17 protein-coding genes and 1 tRNA gene are annotated in these 22,307 nt (G+C 65.7%); 8 read left to right on the top strand and 10 right to left on the bottom strand.

Going from position 1 to position 22,307, the window contains the following annotated elements; translation table 11 throughout:
* Nucleotides 1-35: 35 nt before the first annotated feature.
* Together KF688_03525 and KF688_03520 are read right to left on the bottom strand one after the other, a co-directional pair.
* Complete coding sequence (locus KF688_03525) at nucleotides 36-2,327, bottom strand: ABC transporter permease (protein ID MBX3424730.1); 2,292 nt, start codon at nucleotides 2,325-2,327, stop codon at nucleotides 36-38.
* A complete protein-coding gene (locus KF688_03520) occupies nucleotides 2,324-3,460 on the bottom strand; it encodes an HlyD family efflux transporter periplasmic adaptor subunit (protein MBX3424729.1) in 1,137 nt (378 codons plus the stop codon). The genes KF688_03525 and KF688_03520 overlap by 4 nt, the downstream gene beginning before the upstream one ends.
* A gap of 410 nt (nucleotides 3,461-3,870) precedes the next feature.
* Here KF688_03520 and KF688_03515 point away from each other — a divergent pair, with 410 nt between their 5' ends.
* The 4 genes from KF688_03515 (at nucleotide 3,871) to KF688_03500 (ending at nucleotide 10,256) form a co-directional block, all read left to right on the top strand.
* A complete protein-coding gene (locus tag KF688_03515) occupies nucleotides 3,871-4,356 on the top strand; it encodes a helix-turn-helix transcriptional regulator (protein ID MBX3424728.1) in 486 nt (161 codons plus the stop codon).
* 185 nt (nucleotides 4,357-4,541) lie between these two features.
* On the top strand, nucleotides 4,542-6,410 hold the full coding sequence (locus KF688_03510) for an adenylate/guanylate cyclase domain-containing protein (protein MBX3424727.1): 1,869 nt from the start codon (nucleotides 4,542-4,544) through the stop codon (nucleotides 6,408-6,410).
* Nucleotides 6,411-6,477: 67 nt separating this feature from the next.
* Entirely contained in the window at nucleotides 6,478-10,023 is a 3,546-nt protein-coding gene (locus KF688_03505) for a serine/threonine protein kinase (GenBank protein ID MBX3424726.1), read from the top strand.
* Nucleotides 10,024-10,182: 159 nt separating this feature from the next.
* A tRNA-Asp gene (locus KF688_03500) sits at nucleotides 10,183-10,256 on the top strand.
* Nucleotides 10,257-10,393: 137 nt separating this feature from the next.
* Here KF688_03500 and KF688_03495 read toward each other — a convergent pair.
* The gene (locus KF688_03495; protein MBX3424725.1) at nucleotides 10,394-11,284 is read right to left on the bottom strand and encodes a glycerophosphodiester phosphodiesterase; all 891 of its coding nucleotides are present in this window, start codon (nucleotides 11,282-11,284) and stop codon (nucleotides 10,394-10,396) included.
* A 173-nt stretch (nucleotides 11,285-11,457) separates the two neighbouring features.
* On the opposite strand from KF688_03495, the gene KF688_03490 reads away from it, so the two are divergent.
* Together KF688_03490 and KF688_03485 are read left to right on the top strand one after the other, a co-directional pair.
* Nucleotides 11,458-12,921: a glycerol-3-phosphate dehydrogenase/oxidase gene (locus KF688_03490; GenBank protein MBX3424724.1), complete on the top strand. Its 1,464-nt coding sequence runs from the start codon at nucleotides 11,458-11,460 to the stop codon at nucleotides 12,919-12,921.
* A 132-nt stretch (nucleotides 12,922-13,053) separates the two neighbouring features.
* A complete protein-coding gene (locus KF688_03485; protein MBX3424723.1) occupies nucleotides 13,054-14,040 on the top strand; it encodes a glycoside hydrolase family 43 protein in 987 nt (328 codons plus the stop codon).
* Nucleotides 14,041-14,118: 78 nt separating this feature from the next.
* Here KF688_03485 and KF688_03480 read toward each other — a convergent pair whose 3' ends face one another.
* The 6 genes from KF688_03480 to KF688_03455 form a co-directional block, all read right to left on the bottom strand.
* Nucleotides 14,119-15,618 carry a magnesium chelatase gene (locus KF688_03480; GenBank protein MBX3424722.1) on the bottom strand — a complete coding sequence of 500 codons (1,500 nt, stop codon included), beginning with the start codon at nucleotides 15,616-15,618 and terminating at the stop codon, nucleotides 14,119-14,121.
* Nucleotides 15,619-15,712: 94 nt separating this feature from the next.
* Nucleotides 15,713-15,943, bottom strand: coding sequence for a hypothetical protein (locus tag KF688_03475; protein ID MBX3424721.1), 231 nt, complete (start codon nucleotides 15,941-15,943; stop codon nucleotides 15,713-15,715).
* A gap of 320 nt (nucleotides 15,944-16,263) precedes the next feature.
* Nucleotides 16,264-16,536 (bottom strand): type II toxin-antitoxin system HicB family antitoxin, encoded by a 273-nt coding sequence (locus KF688_03470; GenBank protein ID MBX3424720.1) that lies wholly within the window; start codon nucleotides 16,534-16,536, stop codon nucleotides 16,264-16,266.
* Nucleotides 16,537-16,542: 6 nt separating this feature from the next.
* Entirely contained in the window at nucleotides 16,543-16,731 is a 189-nt protein-coding gene (locus KF688_03465; GenBank protein MBX3424719.1) for a type II toxin-antitoxin system HicA family toxin, read from the bottom strand.
* Between the two features lie 16 nt (nucleotides 16,732-16,747).
* Nucleotides 16,748-17,875: a hypothetical protein gene (locus KF688_03460; GenBank protein MBX3424718.1), complete on the bottom strand. Its 1,128-nt coding sequence runs from the start codon at nucleotides 17,873-17,875 to the stop codon at nucleotides 16,748-16,750.
* Between the two features lie 235 nt (nucleotides 17,876-18,110).
* Nucleotides 18,111-18,572, bottom strand: coding sequence for a hypothetical protein (locus KF688_03455; protein ID MBX3424717.1), 462 nt, complete (start codon nucleotides 18,570-18,572; stop codon nucleotides 18,111-18,113).
* A gap of 338 nt (nucleotides 18,573-18,910) precedes the next feature.
* Here KF688_03455 and KF688_03450 point away from each other — a divergent pair, with 338 nt between their 5' ends.
* Together KF688_03450 and KF688_03445 are read left to right on the top strand one after the other, a co-directional pair.
* Nucleotides 18,911-19,486 (top strand): hypothetical protein, encoded by a 576-nt coding sequence (locus tag KF688_03450; protein MBX3424716.1) that lies wholly within the window; start codon nucleotides 18,911-18,913, stop codon nucleotides 19,484-19,486.
* Nucleotides 19,380-21,239, top strand: a complete 1,860-nt coding sequence (locus KF688_03445) for a DEAD/DEAH box helicase (protein ID MBX3424715.1) — start codon at nucleotides 19,380-19,382, stop codon at nucleotides 21,237-21,239. The genes KF688_03450 and KF688_03445 overlap by 107 nt, the downstream gene beginning before the upstream one ends.
* A gap of 18 nt (nucleotides 21,240-21,257) precedes the next feature.
* Here KF688_03445 and KF688_03440 read toward each other — a convergent pair whose 3' ends face one another.
* Nucleotides 21,258-22,256 (bottom strand): magnesium transporter, encoded by a 999-nt coding sequence (locus KF688_03440; GenBank protein MBX3424714.1) that lies wholly within the window; start codon nucleotides 22,254-22,256, stop codon nucleotides 21,258-21,260.
* Nucleotides 22,257-22,307: the final 51 nt, after the last annotated feature.

Below are 22,307 nucleotides of genomic sequence, written 5' to 3'. Positions count from 1 at the left end.
CGCGCCGCAGCGCCGACCAGGCCGTCGGCGACAGTTCACTCCAACTGCTTGCGGAACCGAGCGACGCTCAGCCCCAGCACAACCGTTCCGCAGACGATCAGCCCGACGACTGACGGAGCCAGTTCGCGCAACCCCGCGGCCCGCAGAATGATCCCGCGAAGGATCTCGATGAAGTACGTGGCGGGGATGCCGAACGTCGCCAGATAGATCGGCCAGGGCATCTGACTGCGGGGAAACACGAAGCCCGAGAGCAGCACTGAAGGAAGCATGATAATGAACGCGAACTGCACCGCCTCGACCTGCGTCTTGGCGAGAGTCGACACCAAGAGCCCCAGCCCCAGCGAACAAATCATGAACAGCATCGCCAGCGACAAGAGCAGCCCGACGTCGCCCCGAACGGGGACCCCGAAGACGTAGATCATGACGGTCAAGACGATGAGCGTCTCGACGAAGCCGACCGCCGCGTAGGGAATCAGTTTGCCAAGCAGCAGGCCCTGCCGGCCGACAGGGGTGACGAACAATTGCTCCAGCGTGCCAAGCTCTCGCTCGCGGACGATCGCGAACGAGGTGAGAAACAGCGTCACGAGTTGCAGGATGATCCCGACCAGCCCCGGGACGAAGAAGTGGGCGCTTTTCAGATCGGGATTGAACAATAACCGCGGACGCACGTCGATCGGCAGCTCGGCGCCCCCCGCGGGACCGCGCGCCGGTGCGAGTTGCGCCGCCTCGGCCTTGCGCCGCGACAGCTTGATCGACAGGTTAAGCCCCAAAAGCTGCGACGTGTTGAGCGCCGTCGTGGCGACCTGCGAGTCGCTGCCGTCGATGAGCATTTGCACGGTCGCTTGTTCGCCGCGGACGAGTTGGTCGGTGTAGTTCGGGGGGATGCGCAGCCCCGCCTTGGCGTCGCCCGCAACGAGCGCCCGCTCGAACGACTCGTCGTCGTAGACGCGCCGCACCACATCGAAGCGATTCGTGTTGACGAACGCCTCGACGAGTTCGCGGCTGTGAAGCCGACCGTCCATGTCGAACACCGCCAGCGGGATATGCTCGACCTGCGTGTCGATCGCGTAGCCGAAGATGATCGTCTGCATGACCGGCACGACGAGCATGAAGAAAATCGTCGCTGGCTGGCGGCGGATGTGGACGAACTCCTTGACGAGCACCGCCCAGAGGCCGTCGGCGGCGCGACCCGGAGTTCGCCCTCGTCGCGACGGAGCCGGGGGTTCGCCGCGGGAACCGGATTCGGCTGCTGGTCCGTTCGCGTTCATGCCCGGCTTGTCGAGGTCCCGCTCCGGCGTCGGCCCGGTGACGCCCGAGTTCGCCCGCGGCCGCCCCGAGTCGCGGGGCTGGTCGTCGGGCGGGCGGAGATCCGCTTCGCGAGTGAGGGCGACGAACACGTCCTCCAAGGTCGGCGTCGCGGGTCGAGCCGTCGCCTGGCCGGCCGGGACTCGAAGTTGAGCGATCAGTTGCTCGGGGGATACGCTCTCGTCGACCATCACGTGGACCGTCTCGCCGAACAAGGTCGCGTCGCGCACGCCGGCGAGGGCGCGCAGCTCAGGCAATCGCTCGGCGGGCCGCGGGAGCCGCAATTCGTACCGGGCCGCGCCTGGCGGGGTGACTTGGGGCAGCAGCTTCAGCTCGTCCGGCTTCCCCAGCACGAGCAGCCGCGAGAGATAGATGTACCCCACGTGCGTACAGCGTTCGGCTTCGTCCATGTAGTGGGTGGTCACGAACAGCGTGACGCCTTGGCCGGACAGCTCGAACAACAGATCCCACAACTGCCGCCGTGCCACCGGATCGATCCCCGCAGTCGGTTCGTCGAGAAAGAGGATCTCGGGCTCATGGATCAGCGCACACGCGAGTGCGAGTCGCTGCTTCCAGCCTCCCGAGAGCGTTCCGGCCAACTGCGCGGTCCGATCGCCCAACCCCGTGAGCTCGAGCACCGCGGCGCGCCGCTCCGCCAGCCGCGCGGGGCTTAGCCCGTAGATTCGGCCGTAAAAATTGAGGTTCTCGGCCACCGACAGGTCCGCATACAGACTGAACTGTTGCGACATGTAGCCGATGCGACGTTTCACGAGTTCGGCGTCGTGCCGGGCGTCGAGCCCCAAGACAGTCGCGGCGCCGGAACTGGGGGAGAGGATCCCCAGCAGCATTCGAATGATCGTACTCTTGCCGCTGCCGTTAGGCCCTAGCAGGCCGAAGATCTCGCCGCGGCGAACCTGAAATCTCACGTCGCTGACGGCGACGATCTCGCCGAATCGGCGCGTGAGCCCGCGGACGTCAATGGCCGGCGCCTCCGCACCGATGTCCGGCTGAGCGAGATTCATGGGGCTCGGCCTGCTGGCGACAACCACACGTCGGCCGGCATCCCGGGCCGCAAGCGGTCGAGCCCTTCGAGCAACGTGGCCTTAATTCGGAAGGTTTGCTTCACGCGCTCTTCGGGAGTCTGAACATTGCTAGGGGTAAACTCAGCCTGCCGGGAGATGAAAGTGATGGTTGCCGCGAAACGCTCGCCGGGAGCGCTGTCGACCCCGACCTCGACTCGCAACCCATCGACCAGATCGAGCCGCGATTCCGGCACGTAGGCCCGGACCCACAGTCGGCTGTCGTCAACCAAGGCCAGCACGGGCCCCCCCGCCACGGCCAGATCGCCCTTGCGAACGTCGAGCGACTCGACGACCCCGGCCAGCGGCGCTCGGATCGCAAGCTCCTCAAGCCGGGCTTTAATGGCCGAAACCTGGGCGGCTGCTGCGTCGCGGCTGGCTGCTGCCGCTTCGACGTCTTCCTGGCGATACCCTTTCTCCGTCAATTCGGCGGCGAACTTCGCCTCGGCGACCATTGCCTCGGCCTCGCGAATCTCCTCCTCGCGAGTTCCCGCTTCCAAGAGGCTGAGCTCTTCGAGGCGAGCTTGCAGTTCCCCCTCGGCCGCCTGGAGCACGGCCTGGGCTTGGTCGAGGTCCTGGGGCGACGCCGCGTTGGACGCCCGCGACGCCTGCACTCGCGCGAAACTGTCGGCCGCATACCGCTGCTGAGATCGGGCGACTGCCAGCCGCGCTCGAGCGACGTCGATTTCTTGCTGCCGCGGCCCGGCGCGAAGACCGTCGAGCCGGGCCTGGAGTTGGTCGTAGCGCGCGGCGGCCTGTCCGATCTCCTCGGCCCGAAAGCCCGCCTCCATTCGCCGCAGATCGGCGTCCCGCGCCGCGTAACTCGCCTCGGCCTCGGCGAGTTGATCGCGCAGGTCGAACGGTTCCAGTTCAATGAGCAACTGCCCCGCTTCGACGCGATCCCCTTCCTCGACCAGAACGTGTTGCACTCGACCGCCGACCCGCGACCCGATTCGAATCTCGTCGGCTTCGATGATGCCGGACACGCGATCCGCAATCGGACGAACCTGGCTATAGACGATTAAGCCGCCCAAGAGCCCCACGACCAGCACAATCCCCGCGGCGCGAGCAAACATGACGACGCCTTGCCTTGATCGGGCCCAGCCGCGGGCCGAAAAGTCGACCACGCGGTATCACCCCTGCTATGCGTGATCGTACCGAATTCCTCGACTGTCCGCGCGGCAAGCTGCCGACGCGGTTGTCTTCGGTATTCTACGGGGAGGAAGAATCCGAGTCGGCTGCCGTGGGTCTCACTGGATCGATCAAATCTTAGCTGCCGCATTGTTCGCAAGAAAGAGCGTTCGGTGCGCAGGAACACAAAAACTATCAATTTGATGGCATTTATATTTTCTCGCCCAACTGAAATAGTGATCAAATGCACAATCACGGGGCGCGAGAGGGCGCCCCTTGTCGAATTCGCTTCGTCGAGTAGAGTAAGGTGGATACATGTTTGCAACTATCACGCCCACTATAGAGATCCCCATCGATGCCGAACCTAGTCGTCGCCCTCAAGGATGAAATTCGCCGTCTTGCACGCAAGGAAGTCAAGTCGATGACCGGCGCGACCGCCCAGTCGGTCGCTCGGTTTCGCCGCGAGATTGCGACGCTTAAGCGCGAGATCAACGCGGCTCAGAAGAAAATCGTCTTTCTGGAAGGACAAGAGCGCAAGCGGATTTCCTCTCCGAATGCCGCCGTGGTAAGCGGCGACGGCAACGACGTCCGCTTCTCGGCGCGCTCGGTGAAAGCCCAGCGTCGCCGCACGGGGCTCTCGGCCGCCGATTACGCCAAACTTGTCGGCGTGACCCCGCTGACGATTTATAACTGGGAAAACGGCAAGTCGCGCCCGCGACTGGCTCAGTTGGAGACCCTGGTGGCGCTCCGCGGCATCGGCAAACGCGAGGCGCTCGCAAAGCTCGAGATCGTCAAGAACAGCGAAGCCCCGAAGCGGAAGACGAAGCGCACCCCCAAGTAGGGTCCTGACCGCCTCGCTGGCGAGTCATGGGAGCGCTCGGCGGTTGCCTCAGGGGCGGCACGTACGCGGTCGAGGGCCGGTTGGGCGGGGACTGCTCCGCACAGGCTCGACTTTGAGCCGGGGCCGTCGGCGGCTACCATGGACGAATCGCGTCCGCATGCCTGCCCTCGCTCGTCGTCCGGCCCATGACCTCCTCCGGAGCTGAACCCGAGTCTGTCGAAGCTCCGCCGTTCCCGGTCCTGTTCTACCACCAACGGCGGCGGGTCTTCGCGACGACGCTGGACGCCCCCCTGGAAATAGGCCGCCAGCGGGAAGGGGAGCCCGATCCCGCGGCCAGACTTGATCAGTCCAGCCGCGGGCGGGTCATCGTCGCCCCGCTGGCCGACGTCGAGGTCTCGCGCGCCCACATCGGCCTGGAGTTGGCCGAGAAAGGTCGCGTGCGGGTCGCGAATCTCAGCGCGTCGCAACCGGTCAAGATCTCGCCGCAAGAGCTCCTGGCGCCGGGCGAATCGGCGCTGTTGGAACCGCCGTTTTTGCTGCAGTTCGGCGATTACGCGGCGCGTGTCGATCCCCCCGTCGAGGACGACGACCTGCAACTCGAGGGACTCCCCGAACGGACAGTCCCGCCCGGCCATGGGCAGGTCGAGCCGGCTTCGCTGGCCCGCATGGGGCGCGAATCGTTCACCGAAGCGTCGCTCTTGCAGTGGCTGGAAACGGTGCTGCACGTCTTCGAGAGCGCCGCCAACTCGCACGATTTCCCTGAGCAAGCCGCCCGGGCGGTCGTCAAGATCGTCGGGCTCGACGCGGCAGCGATGCTCAATCGACAGCCGACGGGACGTTGGCAGGTCGAAGCGGTCCATGGGCCCGATCCGACCGCCGAAGGACAGGCGTGGGATCCCAGCTATACGCTGCTCGACGCCGTGGCGAACGAACGCCGCACGTTTCGCCACGTGCCGGTCTTCGCCGGGGTCACGCCGAAGAGCCTGCAGAACGTCGCAGCGCTCGTCGCGGCGCCCATTCTCGACGGAACCGGCGAAGTGATCGGCGCCCTGTACGGCGACCGGCGCAGCGGCGGGTCGCAAGCCGGGTCGCCGCAGATCAGCGAGTTCGAAGCGAAGCTCGTCGAGCTGTTGGCCAACGGCGTCGCCGCGGGCCTGGCGCGGGTGAAGGAGGAACAAGCCGCCGCAGCCGCGCGCGTGCAGTTCGAGCAATTCTTCACCCCGCAACTGGCGGCGCAACTGCAGCGCGATCCGCAGTTGCTCGAGGGTCGGGACGCCCGGGTGACCGTTCTCTTCGCTGACATCCGCGGGTTCAGTCACGTCAGCGAGCGACTCGGCCCCGAGGGGACGATGACCTGGATTCACGACACGATGAGCACGCTCAGCGAGTGCGTGCTGCAGCACGACGGCGTGCTGGTCGACTTCATTGGCGACGAGCTGATGGCGATGTGGGGCGCCCCGCTGGCACAAGCCGACCACGCCCGGCTCGCCTGCCTCGCCGCCGGCGACATGCTGGCGGCCCTCCCGGCGATCAACGCCCGGTGGCGCGACGTCCTGGGAAGTTCCGTGCGGCTGGGGATCGGGCTCAACTCGGGGGTGGCGCGGGTCGGCAACACGGGCTCGCGACAGAAGTTCAAGTACGGCCCGTTGGGAGACGCGGTCAACGTCGCCAGTCGCGTTCAGGGGGCGACCAAATACCTCGGCGCCGAGTGCCTCATCACCGGCGACACGCTCGCCGCCCTCCCCGCAAGCGTCGTGACGCGCCGCTTGGCCCGCGTGCGGGTGGTCAACATCGAGCAGCCGATCGACCTGTTCGAGATCGTCGTTGCGCCACCGGCGAATTGGGAACGTCGGTGCACGCGGTACAATGAAGCCCTCGAGGCGCTGGAGCGAGAAGAGATCGACCGGGCGGTCGAGTGCGCCGAACGGCTGGCGGCCGACTTCATCGACGACGCGGCCTCGGCGGCGCTCGCACGGCGCGCTCGCGACGCCCAGGCTCAACGCCAATCCGACGCCACGAGCGACACCAGCGTCTGGCGATTGCCCGGCAAGTAATCCTGCTTCCTCCGGCCGAACCGACGGCGCCTCGTCCCCCCCGCGAATTGCAAATCAAGTCGCCCGTATGTCTCCCGCCGTCGCCGACCAAAACCTGCTCTTCGGCATCCTGGCGGTGCAGATGGATTTTGCGACGCCGACGCAACTCGTCGCCGCGATGAACGCATGGGTGCTGGCCAAAGACAAGCCGCTTGGCAAGCATCTTGTCGAGGCGGGGGCGCTGAGCGACGCAACATGCGAACTGCTGACGGCGCTGGTCGCCAAGCATATCGAGCAGCACGGGGGGCGGGTCGAACAGAGCCTGGCCGCCATCAGTTCCACCGGGGGACTGCGGGACGATTTGGCCCGCGTCGCCGACCGCGATTTGCAGACGAGCCTCGCGAGAATCCCCGCGGCGGCGCCGCATTCGCCGGACCGCCACGCGACGGTTGCGACCCCCCGGCCGCGCGCCGAGGAAGAGGCCCGCTTCACGATCCTGCGACCCCATGCCAGCGGCGGCTTGGGGCGCGTGTCGGTGGCTCGCGACGGGGAGCTCAACCGCGAGGTGGCGCTCAAGGAACTGCTCGACTCGCACGCCGACGACCCCGACAGCCGCGCCCGGTTTCTCCAGGAAGCGGAGATCACCGGCGGGCTCGAGCATCCCGGGGTCGTCCCGATCTACGGCTTGGGGCAGTACTCCGACGGCCGTCCGTTTTACGCCATGCGGTTCATCCGCGGCGACAGCCTACGAGACGCCATCGAACGATTTCACCGCGACGCCGATCCCCGCTGGCGCGACGCGGCGTCGCAGATTCAGCTCCGGCGGTTGCTGGGTCGGATGATCGACGTGTGCAATGCGATCGAGTACGCCCACAGCCGCGGCGTGCTGCACCGCGACCTCAAGCCCGGCAACATCATGCTGGGGCAGTACGGCGAGACGCTGGTCGTCGATTGGGGACTCGCCAAAGCGACCGGCTCGGCGGGGGCGACGATCCGCATGCGTCCTGCTCAGCCCGAATCGACGGTCCGCGTCGTCCCCGAGCCGCTCCTCACGCCATCGGGTTCGGCGGGCAGTGCGCCGACGCAGATGGGGTCGGCCGTGGGGACCCCGGCGTTCATGAGCCCCGAGCAAGCCGCCGGGCGACTCGACGAACTCGGCCCGGCGAGCGACGTCTACAGTCTCGGCGCCACGTTGTACGTGCTGCTCACCGGTCGGGCGCCGCAGGAGGACAACGACCTGGGGGTCGTGCTGCAGCGGGTCCAACGGGGAGAGTTTCCGCCGCCGCGGAGCGTGAAACCGGTTATCCCGCGCGCGTTGGAGGCGATCTGCTTGAAGGCAATGGCCGTCCGCCCGGCGGATCGGTACTCCTCGCCGCAGGCGATGGCCGACGACCTGGAAGCGTGGCTGGCCGACGAGCCGGTGGCGGCGATGCCGGAGCCGCTGGCCACGCGCACCCGGCGGTGGATCAAAAAGCATCGGGCGCTGGTCAGCACGCTGGCCGGAGTGACGCTTGCATCGCTCGCCGCAGCCCTGCTGGGAGTGGCCGTGCTGACCGCAGCCAACCAGCGCGAACGCGAGGCCAAAGAAACGGCCGTAGCCGCCAAGGCCGAGGCCGACCATCAGGCCCAGCGAAACGCGGAACTGCTCGAACTCGCGCGCGAGTCGCTCGACAAGTACGAGTCGCTCAGCAAACGCGAAGAGCTGCAGCGCTACGGCATGGAGGAGCTGCGCGGCAGCTTGCTCGAAGCGGCGCTCGATTTCTACGAAACGTTGGCCAAGCAAGCGGGAGAATCGGAGCAAGCCCGGGCCGACCGGGGCGAGGCCCTGTATCGCGTCGGAAGCACGTACTGGATGCTGGGCCGCGTCGACGACGGGATCGCCGCGTTCGAAAAGGCGCGCGACGTGTTCGAGGGCCTCAAACGCGACTTCCCCGACAATCTGCGGTACCGCCGAGGCGCCGCCGTCAACAGCGCGGCGATCGGCGAGTTGCTGACGACCACTCAGCGGACCGCCGAGGCCGGGCCCCATTTGGCCGCTTCGCGGCAGGGGCTGCAGTCGGTGGTCGACGCCAGCCCCGAGGATCTCGACACCACGGCCGTGCTGGCCTACGGGTGGGGGCTTGAAGGGGAGCGGCTGCGGCAGGAGGGAGATTTCCCAGGAGCGAACCAGTGCCGCGGCCGCGAGGTCGACCTCCTGCGAACCGCACTTGCCAAGACAACCGACGCTGACGCCCGGCACAACTACCGCCAACGGTTGGCCCGCGCTCTGAACTGCCGCGCCAAGATCGCCTCGGAAGGGCTCTGGCAGTTCGAGCCGGCCCGTGCGGATCACGCCGAAGCCCGCGCCGTCTACGACGAGCTCTGTCGCGAGTTTCCCGAGAACGACGACATCGCGTTCAGCCGAGCGCAAACGATTCGCTATCAAGCGGAACTGCTGGGGCGGCATAATCAGGCCGCCGAGTCGCGCGCTGCATTCGTCGAAGCGGTTGAAGCGCTGACGCGACTCGACCAGCGGCAACCCAACGCGCCCCACTATCGTCAGGAGCTCGCCGAGGCGTGCTTCCTGCTCGGTTCGATGCCGCCGGCGGACGACAGCGAGGCCGCCGGCGAGGTGCAACTCGCCCTAATCCGCCGTGCGGTCGCGCTCGTCGGCGAGCTCGCGGCTCGCGCCCCGGCGCGCACGGATCTGAAACTGGCCCTCGCACGCTATCGCGGCAATCTGGGGGTCGAGTTGAGCGGACGCGGGCTGGACGACGAGGCGCAGGCCGAATTCGACGCTGCGCTGGAATTGCTCGGCGCATTGGCCGTGCATGCCGATCGCAATCTCGACAACCGCTTGGCGGTGGCGCACCTGACTTATCGGATTGCATCGCAACAGGCCGAGTCGGGACGCCCCGAGGACGCGCTCGTTCTGTACGATCAGGCGCAGGGACAATTTGAATCAATTCGCGCAATCGCCCCCGAGTTCAGCCAAGCGCTGCTGCAAATCTGCTCGCTCCATCTCGACCGGGCGTCGATTTATTTGGATCAGACCCGGCCGGCCGACGTGATGCGCGAACTCGACGCGGTGGCGAAGATCTCGGACGACCTCAAAGACAAGTCGGACGCCCTGCTGCTGCAGGCCGGGTTCCGGACGATCGTCCTCGGGGCTGCGACCATGCGGCAATTGCTGTCCGTGTCGATCGGCGAGGGAGGGCTCCGCGAGCTGGCCGACAGCGGGCGGTTCGACCATCTGGCCGAACAGGCGGTCGCCTGGGGCAAGTACGGCGGCGCGCCCCGGAACCACTTCGTCGCCGCCGACGCCCTGGCCTACGCCGCTTCCGTCGCCGCCCAGTCGCCGGACGTGGCCGAGGCCGATCGCGGGCCGCTGATCGAACGACTCGCCCAGCAAGCTGTTGCCGAACTGGAAGCCGCCCGCCAGGGAGGGTATATCCGTCGCCGTTCGAGTTTTGGCAGCCTGTTCTCGTCTCGCCCGACGGCCGACGACCTGGAGACGGACGAGCCTTGGGCCCCCTTGAAGGACCGTGAAGACTTCCAGGAGTTGCTCCGGCAAATTCGCTCCGAGGGATCGCCGCCGACTCCGCCGGCGCCGGCAGATTCGCAAGAACCGGCCGACGCCCCGGCCCCGCAGTAAGCCGCAAATTTCGCGGCCCGGCCCCCCGCTTGTCCCCCGGGACGACTCCGACTATATTTCGAGACCCGGTGAGACCGATCCAGTCGGGTACTCGCCGTCCCCAAGCAATGCCCCGCCCGCAGGCCGGCCCCACGGCCGCCTTGATGGCGATCCAGGCACGGCGCCGTAGCTCAATTGGTTAGAGTACTGGACTGTCGATCCAGTGGTTGCGGGTTCGAGTCCCGTCGGCGTCGCTCTCTTTAAGCTCCTTGGCTGACTGATGTTATGCGCCGATTGGGGCGCCAAGGCCCTCTTCCAGGGGCGCACGATCTAACCGGTCACGCGCACCTGACCGTGACGACTCTACTCGGCTTTCTCAGCCGCGAGCTTTTCAGCGGGTCGGGGTTCCGACCGAGAGCGACGTTTCAGTTGAGACCGTTTCCAGCTCGAGCGCCCGGCGCAGTTTGGCCGGCAGGTTCGTGGTGATCGAGTCGACCCCCAGCGCCTGAAGTTGCCGCGCGCGGGCCGGATCGTCGACTGTCCACGTATGCACGCTAAGTCCCGCATCGCGGCAGCGGGCGACGAACGGGGCGTCGAGCATCTCGGGGGTCGCCTGCAGGTCGACGCCGTCGGCGCCGATCCGACTGGCCGTGGCTACGACGCGATCGACGCCGGGACCCCACGCGCCGGTTTGTTCGTTCTGCTTGAACCCGACAAGCCAGTACGCCTGGTACTTCGGCAGCCGCTTCTTGACGGCCGCGATCACGTCGTCCTGAAACGAAATGACGACCGCCTGCTCGGGCGGCACGTCGAGCCGGCTCAACGTCCGCTCCAGCGCCGGGACGATCTCCGGACCGCACTTGATTTCGATGAAAATCTTCTTGTCAGTCGGCACGAGCTCGAGCACCTGCGTCAACGTGAGGATCTTCTCGCCAGCGAAGCGCGGGGACTTCCAGGCGCCGACGTCGAGCTGCTGCAACTCGGCGAGAGTCGCTTCAGCGACCGTCAGGTTGACCCCTGCTGTGCGTTCGGTCGTGCGGTCGTGCATGCACACGATCTCGCCGTCGCGGCTTAAATAGAAGTCCCCTTCGATCGCGTCGGCCCCCTGCCGCCAAGCCAACTTGAACGCCGCGCCGGTGTTCTCCGGCGCCTCGCCCGAGGCCCCGCGGTGGGCCACGATCAGTTGAGCGCTGGCCGAGGCGACGCAGCGGACGAACAGTGTTGACGAGAGTGCGACGCACAACGCGGCGCGAACGAGGATTCCGGCAGAGACGAAATGCATCATGATCTCTCCGCGGAGAACGCAAGCGGACGGTTGCGGCTGCCGAGCAGCTTGACCTTGAAAACGCCGTCCCAATATACTCGCAATTGTGAACATTTCGCGAGGAGCAAGCGACGCTCGCAGCGGCGCATTCAATCCGCTCCTTGCTTGGCGCTCATCTCAGCCGGCGCGACATGCCCGAGGCTTCCGCCGTCGACATTGCGAAACCGGCCGAGGCTCTGCAAGCCGGGCTCTGGGACCTGCTGGTTGTCGGCGGGGGAATTGTCGGCGCGGGGGTTGCCCGCGACGCGGCGCTCCGAGGCTTGCGCGTGGCGCTCGTTGAGCAGCGCGACTTCGCGTTCGGCACGAGCGGGCGCTCGAGCCGGCTGCTGCACGGCGGGATTCGCTATCTCGCCCAGGGTCGCATCGGATTGGTCCGCGAAGCCAGCCGTGAGAAGAAGGTGCTCCACCGGATCGCGCCTCACTTGGCCGAGCCGTTGGCGTTCGTCTTTCCCACGCGGCGCCGCTCGGGTTGGCCGCGCTGGAAGCTGGGACTGGGCGTCAAGCTCTACGACCTGCTCTGCGGAGGGCGAAACCTGGGCCGCAGCCGCGTGCTTGATTCACGGCGGACTTGCGAGCTGGCCCCGGGGTTGTCGCCCGCCGGCCTCACCGGTTCGGTGCGGTACTACGACGCGCTGACCAACGACGCCCGGCTGACGATCGACACGCTCCGTTCGGCACGAGCCGGCGGTGCACTGGTCGCCAACTACGCCCGGTTCGACAATGCGGAGTTCGAGTCCGGCGTTTGGCGGTGCCGACTTCGCTGCCTGCGAAGCGAGGCGACCTTCGACGTCGCGGCGCGGTGCGTCGTCAACGCGACGGGCCCCTGGTCCGATCGCCTGCCGAACTCGCTCACCGAGCTGCGGCTGACCAAGGGAGTCCACTTGGTCGTTGATCGCAGTCGGCTGCCGATCGCCGACGCCGTCGTCATGGCCGAGGGAGAGCGGATTCTGTTCGCGATTCCCTGGGGCGAACGTGTGATACTCGGGACGACCGACACCGACTATTCGGGACCGCTCGACGCCCCGACGTGCGACGACTCGGACATGCAGTACGTGCTCGACGTCGTCAACGAGTCGTTTCCCGCGGTCGGGCTCGGCGCCGGCGACGTCATCTCGACCTGGGCGGGATTGCGCCCGCTCGTGGCCGATCGACGAGGGAACCCGTCGGACATCTCGCGGCGGCACGAGGTCGCGATGAATCATCCGGGCTGGTGGGACGTGACCGGCGGCAAGCTGACGACGTACCGCCTGATGGCCCAGGAGACGCTCGACGACGTGTCGCGATATCTTGGCGATGGGCAGGGCAAGTGTCGCACGGCGGAGTTGCCGCTCGCGGGAGACGGCGCGCCGCCGCTCGCAAGCGGGATCCTGCCGCCCCCCGTCGAGCAAGAGGTCGTCGCGGATTGCTGCCGGCGCGAGTGGGCGGTCCGCTTGGACGACGTTATGATCCGCCGCACGAGTTGGCGGTACTACCACCCCGATCATCACGAGGTCGCCCGCCGGGCAGCCGGCTGGATGCAAGCGGAACTCGGCTGGAGCGACGAGCGTCGCGAACAGGAACTCGCCGATTACCTCGTTGCAACCAGCGGGACTTGATCACGTCCGCGCTGCGGGGAATCGAGGGCGAGCGGGGGATATCGGGCTCGTGGCGCGGCCCGGGCAAGCGTGTACAATCGGTGTCTTGCACGCTTTGCCGCTCTCCACGACCTATATGAAAGACTTCGACCTATGTTCTGCCGATTGACGGTTTGTCACTGTGCCGCGTTGTTTGCGACAATCGCTTGCGTCGGCAGGGCGACCGCAGACCATTCGACGCTGAACGCCGATGGCGAGTTGTTGTTCTCCTATTTCGTGGGCAACGGCGAGGACGGGCTCCACTTTCTGCACAGTTCGGACGGCTACCAGTGGGAGCCGATCGCGGGGGGGCGATCGCTGCTGACCCCGACGGCGGGCGGGGACAAACTGATGCGCGACCCCTGCATCGTCCGCGGGCCCGACGGGCGATTTCACATGGTGTGGACCGTCAGTTGGAACGAACGGGGAATCGGTTACGCCTCGTCCGACGACCTGCTGAATTGGTCGCCCCAGCGATTCCTGCCCGTCATGGAACACGAACCGACGGCCCGCAACTGCTGGGCGCCGGAGGTGTTCTACGACCCCGCCACGAGGCGATTCCTCGTCTTCTGGGCCACCACGATCCCCGGCAAATACCCCGAGACGGACGGCCAGATCAAACGCGACCAGAACGATCCTGGTTGGGACCACCGAATTTACTGCACCAGCACGGCCGACTTCGAGGCGTTCGCACCGACCGAGTCGTTCTACGAACCCGGCTTCAACGTGATCGACTCGACGCTCGTCCAGTTCGGAGATCGGTACGCCATGATCCTCAAGGACGAGACCGACCGGCCGCGACCGGCGGAAAAGAACTTGCGTGTCGCCTGGGCCGACAAGGCCGCGGGTCCCTACGGCAAGGCAAGTCCGCCAATCACCGGCAAATACTGGGCGGAGGGCCCGACCGCAGTTCGCATCGGCGACAAGTGGTTCGTCTACTTCGACAAGTATACTGAACACAAGTACGGGGTCGTCACGTCGCCGGACCTTGAGCAATGGTCCGACGAGTCGGACAAGCTGCAAATGCCCGCCGGCGTACGGCACGGCACGGCGTTTTGGGCGCCGAGGGACGTCGTCGAGAAACTCAAGCGACTTCCGTAACCTGCGACGCGCTCGAGGACTCGCGAGGCTCGACTTCTGTCATTGCGGCTCGCACTCTTGCCTCGCAAGAATCAAGTCTCAAGTGTCGTAGACGATCCGCCCGTGCTTCTGGCTGCGGCTGATGCGGTCGGTCGCGTAGAGGCCGGCAAGCACGAATTCGATGCAGCTGGCCCGAACGGCCGGATCCTGACTGGCATTGACTTCGAACGCCTTGTCCCAAATCGGCGGGACGCGCTGCACGAGCTCGGCGTAGTGACTCGAAGGCAGCATGTCGCCGACCTCGATCTTCACTCCCTCGCTGAAGATCTGCGCGATCTCCGCCAAGCCGTGCTTGTCGACGTACTCGGCGAACACGGTGGCGATCGCCTCAGCCACGACCGCGTCGAGGACCTGCCGCTCGCTCATCTGATGCGTCCCCATCAGATCAAGCTCCAGCTTGCCGAGCGACGAGGCGTACAGGTGCCCGAGGTCGCTGATCCGCGGCACGGCCGGGGTCTCGCCGAGCACGGCCGCCCGTTGCCGAGCCGAGGCGATCATCGTGCGGTAATTGGCCAGCGACAGCCGGGCGCTCACTCCCGACTCGTGATCGATGAACTTGCTGAGGCGAGCGGCACGGCTGATCTCCTCGATCAGTTCCTTCATGAAGTAGGGGACGACGACAGGCAATGACGACGGAGGACAAGCGGAAGGGGGAGGATCGGGTGCATCCGACGTCGACGATTCCTTCTCCGCCGTCCCTCTTGCCTTTTCCGCCTTCTCGTCCACTTCCTGCTCAAGAATCCGCACCCCGATCTCGCGTTCCCGCGGGTAGTGCGTGTGGATGACCGAACCGATCCGGTCCTTGAGTTGGGGGATAACCTTGCCGCTGCGGTTGTAGGTCGCCGGGTTCGCGCTGAAGAGGATCACCGCGTCAATGTCGAACTTGATCGGGTAGCCGCGGATCTGCACGTCGCGCTCTTCAAGAATGTTGAACAGCCCCACCTGGACCAACTCGTCCAACTCCGGCAGTTCGTTCATCGCGAAGATGCCGCGGTGCATTCGCGGGATGAGGCCGAAGTGGAGTGCCTCCTCCGCCCCCATGCTGACCCCCGCGGCCAGTTTGGCCGGATCGATTTCGCCGATGACGTCGGCAAACTTGGTGCCGGGGGCCAGCCGCTCAGCATACCGATCTTCGCGCGACCACCACGCGATCGGCACGTCGGCCGGCGGGGTCGTCGCGACGATCATTAGCCCGCGTCGCGTGATCGGCCGGTAAGGGTCGTCGTGAACCGGGATCTTCGGGTCGTCGATGTAGGGGGTCCACTCGTCGAGAAAGGTGGAGATCAGCCGCATGAGCCGGCTCTTCGCCTGGCCCTTCTCGCCGAGAAACAGCATGTCGTGCTGTGCAAGCAAGGCGATGTTCAACTCCGGCAGCACCGTGTCGTCGTAGCCGATAATGCCCGGGTACAGCTCTTCGCCGGCCTGCAGCTTGGCGAGGAAGTTGTCGTACAGTTCCTGCTTGACCGTGCGACTGCGCCAACCGCTGTCGCGGAGTTCGGCGAGTGTGCGCGGGCGGGGCGTCGCTAAGTCGATAGACATTTTTGAGCAGCCGCGGATCAGCGCGGTAAAAGGAATCAAAGGAACCGCGGATGGACGCGGATGAACGCAGATATGACCGCTGAGAATCCGATATTCACGTAGTAGGATTCTTCTTGCCCGACTCTTCTGAAATCCTATCTGATTTGTCTTCGCTGTTTCGGCGAGCAATCATCCAGATCGCTAGGTATTGCCACGCATTGGCGACAACGAGGACACAAGCGATGCCAAGAATCGGCGCGATAAAGTGATGGCCTGCGCGATCGAATTGCTCAGCCCCCAGCCAAATCCCGATGCTCGAACAGGCAATTGCAAATCCGACGACCATCCCCACTCCGCACGCAATGGACCATGTCACTCTGCGTTCTAGCCTGTTGCGATGAAGCCTGAGGCCAAAACTGCGATTCTATGACCAGAGCGGCAAACAATGTGTGAACGCCAGGAATACCGCTGGTAAAACGCCGGCTCGCCAACTCGCACCCCAAAGGCCATTCGCCGAGTACAGCCCGCCAAACACGGTAAGCGCCAAGCCTGCGAAGATTCTCGCATAGCACGCAGCCAGCGGTCGCCACACAGGTATTCGCCGTGGTGCGGGGCTTGTGCGATCGAGTCTAGCCATGAGAACCTGCTCTCAGACTCAGCATTGGGCTAAATGGTCGCGCTGCGCACTTCGACTTCGACCTCCACCCATGTGCACAGTTCCTCGGCCGCGTCGGCATCGATGGCGAATTGCAGGCTGGACGACGGCGTTGGAATCTCCTCCCCTGCCTGCCGCATGAGCTCGAGGTGCATCTCGATCGCCTCGGCGATCATCTGCCGCGCTTGTTCGACGTTGGTCGCCGTCGCGACGCACCCCGGCAAATCCGGCACGTCGACGCTGTAGCCAGTGCTCGTACGGCGAATGATGACCAGGAATCGCATGGATCTTCAACTGCGCAGGCCGGCCTGCTTCAGAATGGACGCGGCGGTTTTAGGGTGCAATTCGTCGCCCGGCTTGCCGGCAACAGTGACCGTTCCCGACTTGCTCTTGTGCTGAAACTGCCGATGGCTGCCGCGTTGACGCACGAGGTTCCAGCCATCGTCGGCGAGCAAACGCAGGATTTCCCGGACTTTCATCGGGCAACGTTCCCCTTCAGTATACCCCCACCGTCGTCGCGTCGGCCAGTTTGTGGAAGGGGCGCACGCCGCTCACGCCGTCCCAGGGGTAGCGGGCGTACGGGGGTTCACGTTCGCCTTCATCACGCTCCAAGAAGCCGGGTACGAAGAACTCGTGGGTGAGCGTCGTCAGCTTGACGCGGCCCGTTTGGCCGTAGTCGACCACGCGGTCGTTGTCGTCGAAATCGACGACCTCGACCATGGCGCGCGGCTGCGGGGCGTGGTAAGTGATCTTGTAACCGTTGGCCGCGGTGACCGGTTCGCTGCAGGCCAGCCCCATCAGCGTGTTGCCGTACGTGGGGGTCATGTAAATGCCGCTCGTCTCGGGGGGCCCGCCGAAGAGTTCTTCGACGCAAAACCGGGTCCACTGGGGCGTGAACTCGGTGCCGCCGGAAAAGATTCCGGTGATGCCCGTCTCGGCGAGGCTCGTGCCGCGGTTCTCCAACTCCAGGCACAGCGCCTCAATGAGCTTGGGTGTGCCGAACATGCACTTCACGTCGTGCCCGGCGCCGAGGATGGTGATCGCCTGTTCGATGCAATGAAGCTTGTACGCGTTAAGGTGCTCCATCCACCCGTTCTTGATGAGCTTGATCACCCACCGGGGGTCGAGGTCGATGCAGAAACAGATTCCGCCTCGATGTTGAGCGAGATGCTCGACCGCCAGCCGCAGTCGCCGCGGGCCGCTGGGGCCGAGCATGAGCCAGTTCGCTCCTGGGGGGAAATACTCGTCGGGCAGCGTCTCGCTGAAGTTCGAGTAGTCGGTGCGGAAGTCCTCCATCGCGATCCGGCTCTTGGGGACCCCGGTCGTGCCGCCGGTCTCGAACACGTAGACCGGTTTGTGGGCCAGCCCCTGAGGAACCCATCGCCGCACCGGCCCGCCGCGGAGCCACTCGTCCTCGAACGGAGGAAACTTCTTGAGATCGTCGTAGCACTTGACCTCGGTCAGCGGGTCGAACTTCAGCTCCCGCTTCTTTTCGAGCCAAAACGGACAGCCGGTCGAATCGTTGAAGTGCCAAGCCATCATCTCGACAGTCTGGGCGTCGAGGGCCTCCCGGGCCGCGGCGAGAGCGTCATCGGTCGGAGGGGTATGCGGAGGAGGATACATGGCAAGTGAGAATCGCGGAGGAACGTGCGTACCTGGGCGCAGCAGCAGACGGGGCCCGTCTGGTGACGATACCGCAGGAAGCTCGCGGCAACAACACGCCGGCGCAGCAGAGCAGGATCGCCAACGTGGGGCAACCTACCGATCCGCCTCGCTGGCGAACTGGCGAGCAAGAAGAAATCGCCGAACTGCTGCGTCGGGCGTCGAACGAGAACTCAATCCCGCCGGCGAATCCGCTCTAGGAATTGGCGTTCGCCTGGGCGCTGCTCAACTGAGCGAGCACTTGGATCATGCCGTTGAGATGAGCCAACCGCGGGCCGAAGCGGTCGACGAACTCGTTCATCAGAAACTCGCCGCAGACCATGTCGTCGGCCGAGTCCTGGATTTCCTCAGTGATCCGTTCGAGGTAATCGACCTGCACGCGGCTGAGAGCCTCGGCGGCGTCGCGGCACGAGGCGGCCAACTCTGGGTTGGCGTTCTTCCACTGGTGCAGTTCTTGCGAGCGCTGTTTGTGCGCCGCGGCCATCACGCTCACCAACTCTTCCAACAGCTCGTTCGTGCGATCCTGAGCCGTCAGCATCTCGCGTAGCAACTCGGTCTGCTCGCCCGCTGCGTGCACCAACAACTGCGGGTTGGTCGGAGCGGCCGTGACGTCGACTTGGGAATACATGCTCAGCGAAGGCTGATGAGTATGCGACATAGAGGGGCGGTGTCCTTTCTCGACAAGTTCGATCGGCCTCGTGCAGCCGTTGCCAAATTCGCGCGGGCCGGACAGCAAGATTCGGCGGGCCGGCGGGCTTCGGAAACGCGGTTCCGCGCCAGCACTGCTCGCATCGATCGAGACGGCATCGTTCCGACCTCGATCGATTCGTTCAGTCTAATCGAACTTGAGGTTTTTTCTAGTCGTTGGCAAAGCCCTCCATGAAGTCTGCGAGGTTAAAGTCCGGGAGGACCGTGTCCCGATTTTGGACTTGCTTCGCGGCGTCGCTTCGTCGCACCTGTTCGTCCCGCACACGCCTGATTTAGGCCGCCGAAGGCATGGACGCCGACGCGACTCAACCCCTGACCGCTTACGGGTTTCTGACTGCGGTCGAGCAGCCCGGGGGCGGATTCTACGGGGGTTACCTGGTGCTATCGCCGCAGGGCCGGCCGCTGGAATTCCGCTGTACGACCCCCGTACGGCCCAGCCGGGCTCAGGAAATCCTGTACGGGGCTTCCCTGCGGCCTTACCTGCTGGGCGAGCTCTTGGGGGGGACGCTGTTGGCCGACGCGACTTTGCCGGTTGTCGCGGTTTTGACTGATCTGCCCGACATGGCCCAAGTCGCAACAATCCGCCGCGAACCTGTGTTCGTCGTCGCGGCCGAGGGGGTCGCGGCTTGCTCGCCTCTGGCGCCGACGCCTCAAGCCGCAAGTCCCAACGAGTTGCCGCCTATTTCCACGAAGATCGAGCGCCCCGGAACGACGGCCGAGGCGTGCGTCCCGGCGGTTCTGGCCCCGTTGGCTGCACATGTGGCGCTCGCCGAACCGTTTGAGCGAATCCGCGCCGCGCTCCGCGAGGCCCACGACGTGGCCCAGGAAACGACGGAACTGCATGGCGAATCCCGCGCTGCATGAACCCGAAGCGACAAGCGTCGTTCCGCGGACTTGCGCGCCGTGGAAAGACGCCCTGCTGCGCATCGCAACAACGTCACTCGACGCGGCGGCGCTTCCGCTGACGGTCGCGTCGCAGCGGCGGTTCGACGACAAGACCATCGCGATCCCGCAGGTCGCCGGGGCGATCTTGCCCGGGTTCGAGGTCCGCTGCACCGGCCGGAAGTTCCTCGCAGCGGGAGCCGGGTGCGGGCCGCAAATCGACTGGTTCGCACGCCGACGACCCGCTGCGCAAACCGACTCCGCGTGCCCCGACTCCGCCCACGCGGTGCGGGTCCTCCCGATGCGCAGCACGCGGATTACGCCGCCGCGCAACATCGTCAAGTTCGCCGACCGGCTGCAGTACCTGCTGCAACCGCCGCTCGAACAGTTGCTCGCCTCGGCGTCGCTCCCCTTGCCGCAGACGCCGTTTCCCTATCAGTGGGAAGGGATCGCATACCTGCTGCCGCGCGACGAGGCCGTGCTGGCCGACGAGATGGGCCTGGGCAAGACCATGCAAGCGGCAGTCGCGATGCGCGCGCTCGCATTTCAGGGGCAACTTCGCCGAGCGCTGCTCGTGTCGCCCAAACCGCTGGTGACCAACTGGCTCCGGGAACTGGCCCACTGGGCGCCGGAACTGCCCGTGACGATCGTCGAGGGGGACCAAGCCGCGCGCGAGTGGCTCTGGCGACGCGCCGAGCAAGGGGTGCTGGTGGTTAATTACGAGCTGGCGGTGCGCGACCGGCAGCTCGCCGCCGCCGGAGAGTCGTTCGATTTGGTGCTGATCGACGAGGCGCAGCGGATCAAGAACCCCGGCAGCGCCACGAACCAGGCGATCTGCTCCCTGCCGCGACGCCGCAGTTGGGCTCTCACCGGGACCCCCATCGAAAACAGCGTCGACGATCTGGCCGGGATCTTCGCATTCGTTTCGCCGGGGCGCGTGAGGCAGCAAATGCGAACCGCCGACGTGCGCACGGCCGTCGAGGACCACGTGCTGCGCCGCACCAAAGACGCGGTGCTTGCCGACTTGCCGCCCAAGATGATCCGCGACGCCGAGTTGCCGCTGACCGACGAGCAATTTGCGAGCTATCGCCGAGCCGAAGAGGACGGCGTCGTGCGTCTGTCCGAGATGGGGACCGAACTGACGATCCAGCACGTGTTCGAGCTTGTGCTGCGACTCAAGCAAATCTGCAATTTCGACCCCGCGACGGGCGCCAGCGCGAAGTTCGAGCAGCTTGCCGCCGATCTCGACGAGTGCGCCGCCAGCGGTCGCAAGGCGATCGTGTTCAGCCAATGGGTCGAAACGATCGGAGAGCTTGCCAAGCGTTTGGAGCGATACAACCCGCTCGAGTTTCACGGCCGCGTCCCCTCGGCCCGCCGGGACGGGGTGATTCAGGAGTTCAAGACGAACCCCGACCGACACGTCCTGTTGATGAGCTACGGCGCGGGCAGCGTGGGGCTGAACCTGCAGTTCGCCGAGTACGTGTTCCTGTTCGACCGGTGGTGGAACCCGGCAGTCGAGGATCAAGCGATCAATCGGGCCCATCGCATCGGCGTCGCCGGGCCGGTGACCGTGACGCGATTCTTGTCGGTCGGCACGATCGAGGAGCGGATCCATCGCGTGCTCGAGGAAAAGCGCGAGCTGTTCGACGCCGTCTTCGGCGGGCCTGACGAACGCGGCAAGCGCGGGCTGAGCCGCAACGAAGTGTTCGGGCTGTTCAATTTGCCCGCGGCGTAGCGCAGTCGCGCGTCGCGCTCAACTCAGCGCCCAGCGGGCGAGCGTGAAGTAAATCAGCAACGTGGCCATGTCGGTCGCAGCGAGCGCGATCGGCCCGGCCGCGACTTGCGGTTCGCGATTGAGTCGGCGGAGGATGCTCGGCATGGCGACGCCGATCAGCGCAGCGCACGTCACCCCGCCGGCGATTCCGCCCAGCAGGCAAAGCGTCACCCTCCACTCGCGCAACCAGACAGTGGCGACAAGTCCGACGCTCAGCGCGCTGGCCGCACCCAGCATGAGGCCGGTCATCGATTCCCGACGCAGCATCGAGACGATGCTCTGCCAGGTCGGCCGCCGGCCGCGGAGCGATTGCAGCGACAAGCTGACGGATTGAATGCTGACGCTTTCCGCCAACGCCAGCACGACGGGGATGAACAGGGCCAGGGCCACCGTCTGTTGCAACTCCGCCTTGAAGACTCCCGACAAGAAAGCGGCCAGGATCCCCCCCGCGATGTTGGCCCAGAGCCACGGAAACCGGCTCTGAAACGCCGCCACCGACGACGCCTGTTGCGACTCGGTGACGTGGACGCCGATCAATTGGAACAGATCGTCGTTGCCTTCGCGGCGATCCAGGTCGGAGAGCTCGCTCGTGTAGAGTTCGACGTCGACGATCCCCAAGAGCCGCCGGTCGGAGTCGACGACGGGAAACGCCAGCAACCGGTGCAGCAGGAAGAACTCGCAAGCCTCGAGCACGGTTGCGGACGCGGGGATCGCGATCACGCTGGCGACCATGATCTCCTTGATCGAAGTGGCGTCCGCGTTGAGGAGCAATCGCCGAGTGGGGACGACGCCTTGCAGGCGGTTGTCTTCGTCGACGACGTAGAAATAGATGATCCGCCCCTCCGGCGGTCGCTCGCGGATCGCGGCTAGAGCCAGCTTCACCGTGTGATTGCTTTGAAGCCGCGCGAAGTCGGTCCGCATGTGCTTTGTCACGGGATCGTTGAGATTCGTTCCCAGGGAACCTGCTTCGACCATCATCTGACCGCTCTCCCGCTCGTTGTGCTGACTCGCCGCCCGCTGCTTGACTGG

Source organism: Pirellulales bacterium (assembly GCA_019636345.1).
Classification (GTDB): Bacteria; Planctomycetota; Planctomycetia; order Pirellulales; family Lacipirellulaceae.
The sequence above is the reverse complement of the archived record's forward strand: the minus strand, read 5'-3'. Positions and strand labels throughout refer to the sequence as shown.

Excerpts from the sequence above, each read along its gene's own strand:
- KF688_03450 (MBX3424716.1), top strand. The coding sequence starts at position 18,911 with ATGGACGCCGACGCGACTCAACCCCTGACCGCTTACGGGTTTCTGACT.
- KF688_03460 (MBX3424718.1), bottom strand. The coding sequence starts at position 17,875 with ATGTATCCTCCTCCGCATACCCCTCCGACCGATGACGCTCTCGCCGCG.
- KF688_03445 (MBX3424715.1), top strand. The coding sequence starts at position 19,380 with ATGTGGCGCTCGCCGAACCGTTTGAGCGAATCCGCGCCGCGCTCCGCG.
- KF688_03525 (MBX3424730.1), bottom strand. The coding sequence starts at position 2,327 with ATGAATCTCGCTCAGCCGGACATCGGTGCGGAGGCGCCGGCCATTGAC.
- KF688_03520 (MBX3424729.1), bottom strand. The coding sequence starts at position 3,460 with ATGTTTGCTCGCGCCGCGGGGATTGTGCTGGTCGTGGGGCTCTTGGGC.
- KF688_03440 (MBX3424714.1), bottom strand. The coding sequence starts at position 22,256 with ATGATGGTCGAAGCAGGTTCCCTGGGAACGAATCTCAACGATCCCGTG.
- KF688_03455 (MBX3424717.1), bottom strand. The coding sequence starts at position 18,572 with ATGTCGCATACTCATCAGCCTTCGCTGAGCATGTATTCCCAAGTCGAC.
- KF688_03465 (MBX3424719.1), bottom strand. The coding sequence starts at position 16,731 with ATGAAAGTCCGGGAAATCCTGCGTTTGCTCGCCGACGATGGCTGGAAC.
- KF688_03490 (MBX3424724.1), top strand. The coding sequence starts at position 11,458 with ATGCCCGAGGCTTCCGCCGTCGACATTGCGAAACCGGCCGAGGCTCTG.
- KF688_03475 (MBX3424721.1), bottom strand. The coding sequence starts at position 15,943 with ATGGTCGTCGGATTTGCAATTGCCTGTTCGAGCATCGGGATTTGGCTG.
- KF688_03510 (MBX3424727.1), top strand. The coding sequence starts at position 4,542 with ATGACCTCCTCCGGAGCTGAACCCGAGTCTGTCGAAGCTCCGCCGTTC.
- KF688_03495 (MBX3424725.1), bottom strand. The coding sequence starts at position 11,284 with ATGCATTTCGTCTCTGCCGGAATCCTCGTTCGCGCCGCGTTGTGCGTC.
- KF688_03470 (MBX3424720.1), bottom strand. The coding sequence starts at position 16,536 with ATGCGATTCCTGGTCATCATTCGCCGTACGAGCACTGGCTACAGCGTC.
- KF688_03515 (MBX3424728.1), top strand. The coding sequence starts at position 3,871 with ATGCCGAACCTAGTCGTCGCCCTCAAGGATGAAATTCGCCGTCTTGCA.
- KF688_03485 (MBX3424723.1), top strand. The coding sequence starts at position 13,054 with ATGTTCTGCCGATTGACGGTTTGTCACTGTGCCGCGTTGTTTGCGACA.
- KF688_03480 (MBX3424722.1), bottom strand. The coding sequence starts at position 15,618 with ATGTCTATCGACTTAGCGACGCCCCGCCCGCGCACACTCGCCGAACTC.
- KF688_03505 (MBX3424726.1), top strand. The coding sequence starts at position 6,478 with ATGTCTCCCGCCGTCGCCGACCAAAACCTGCTCTTCGGCATCCTGGCG.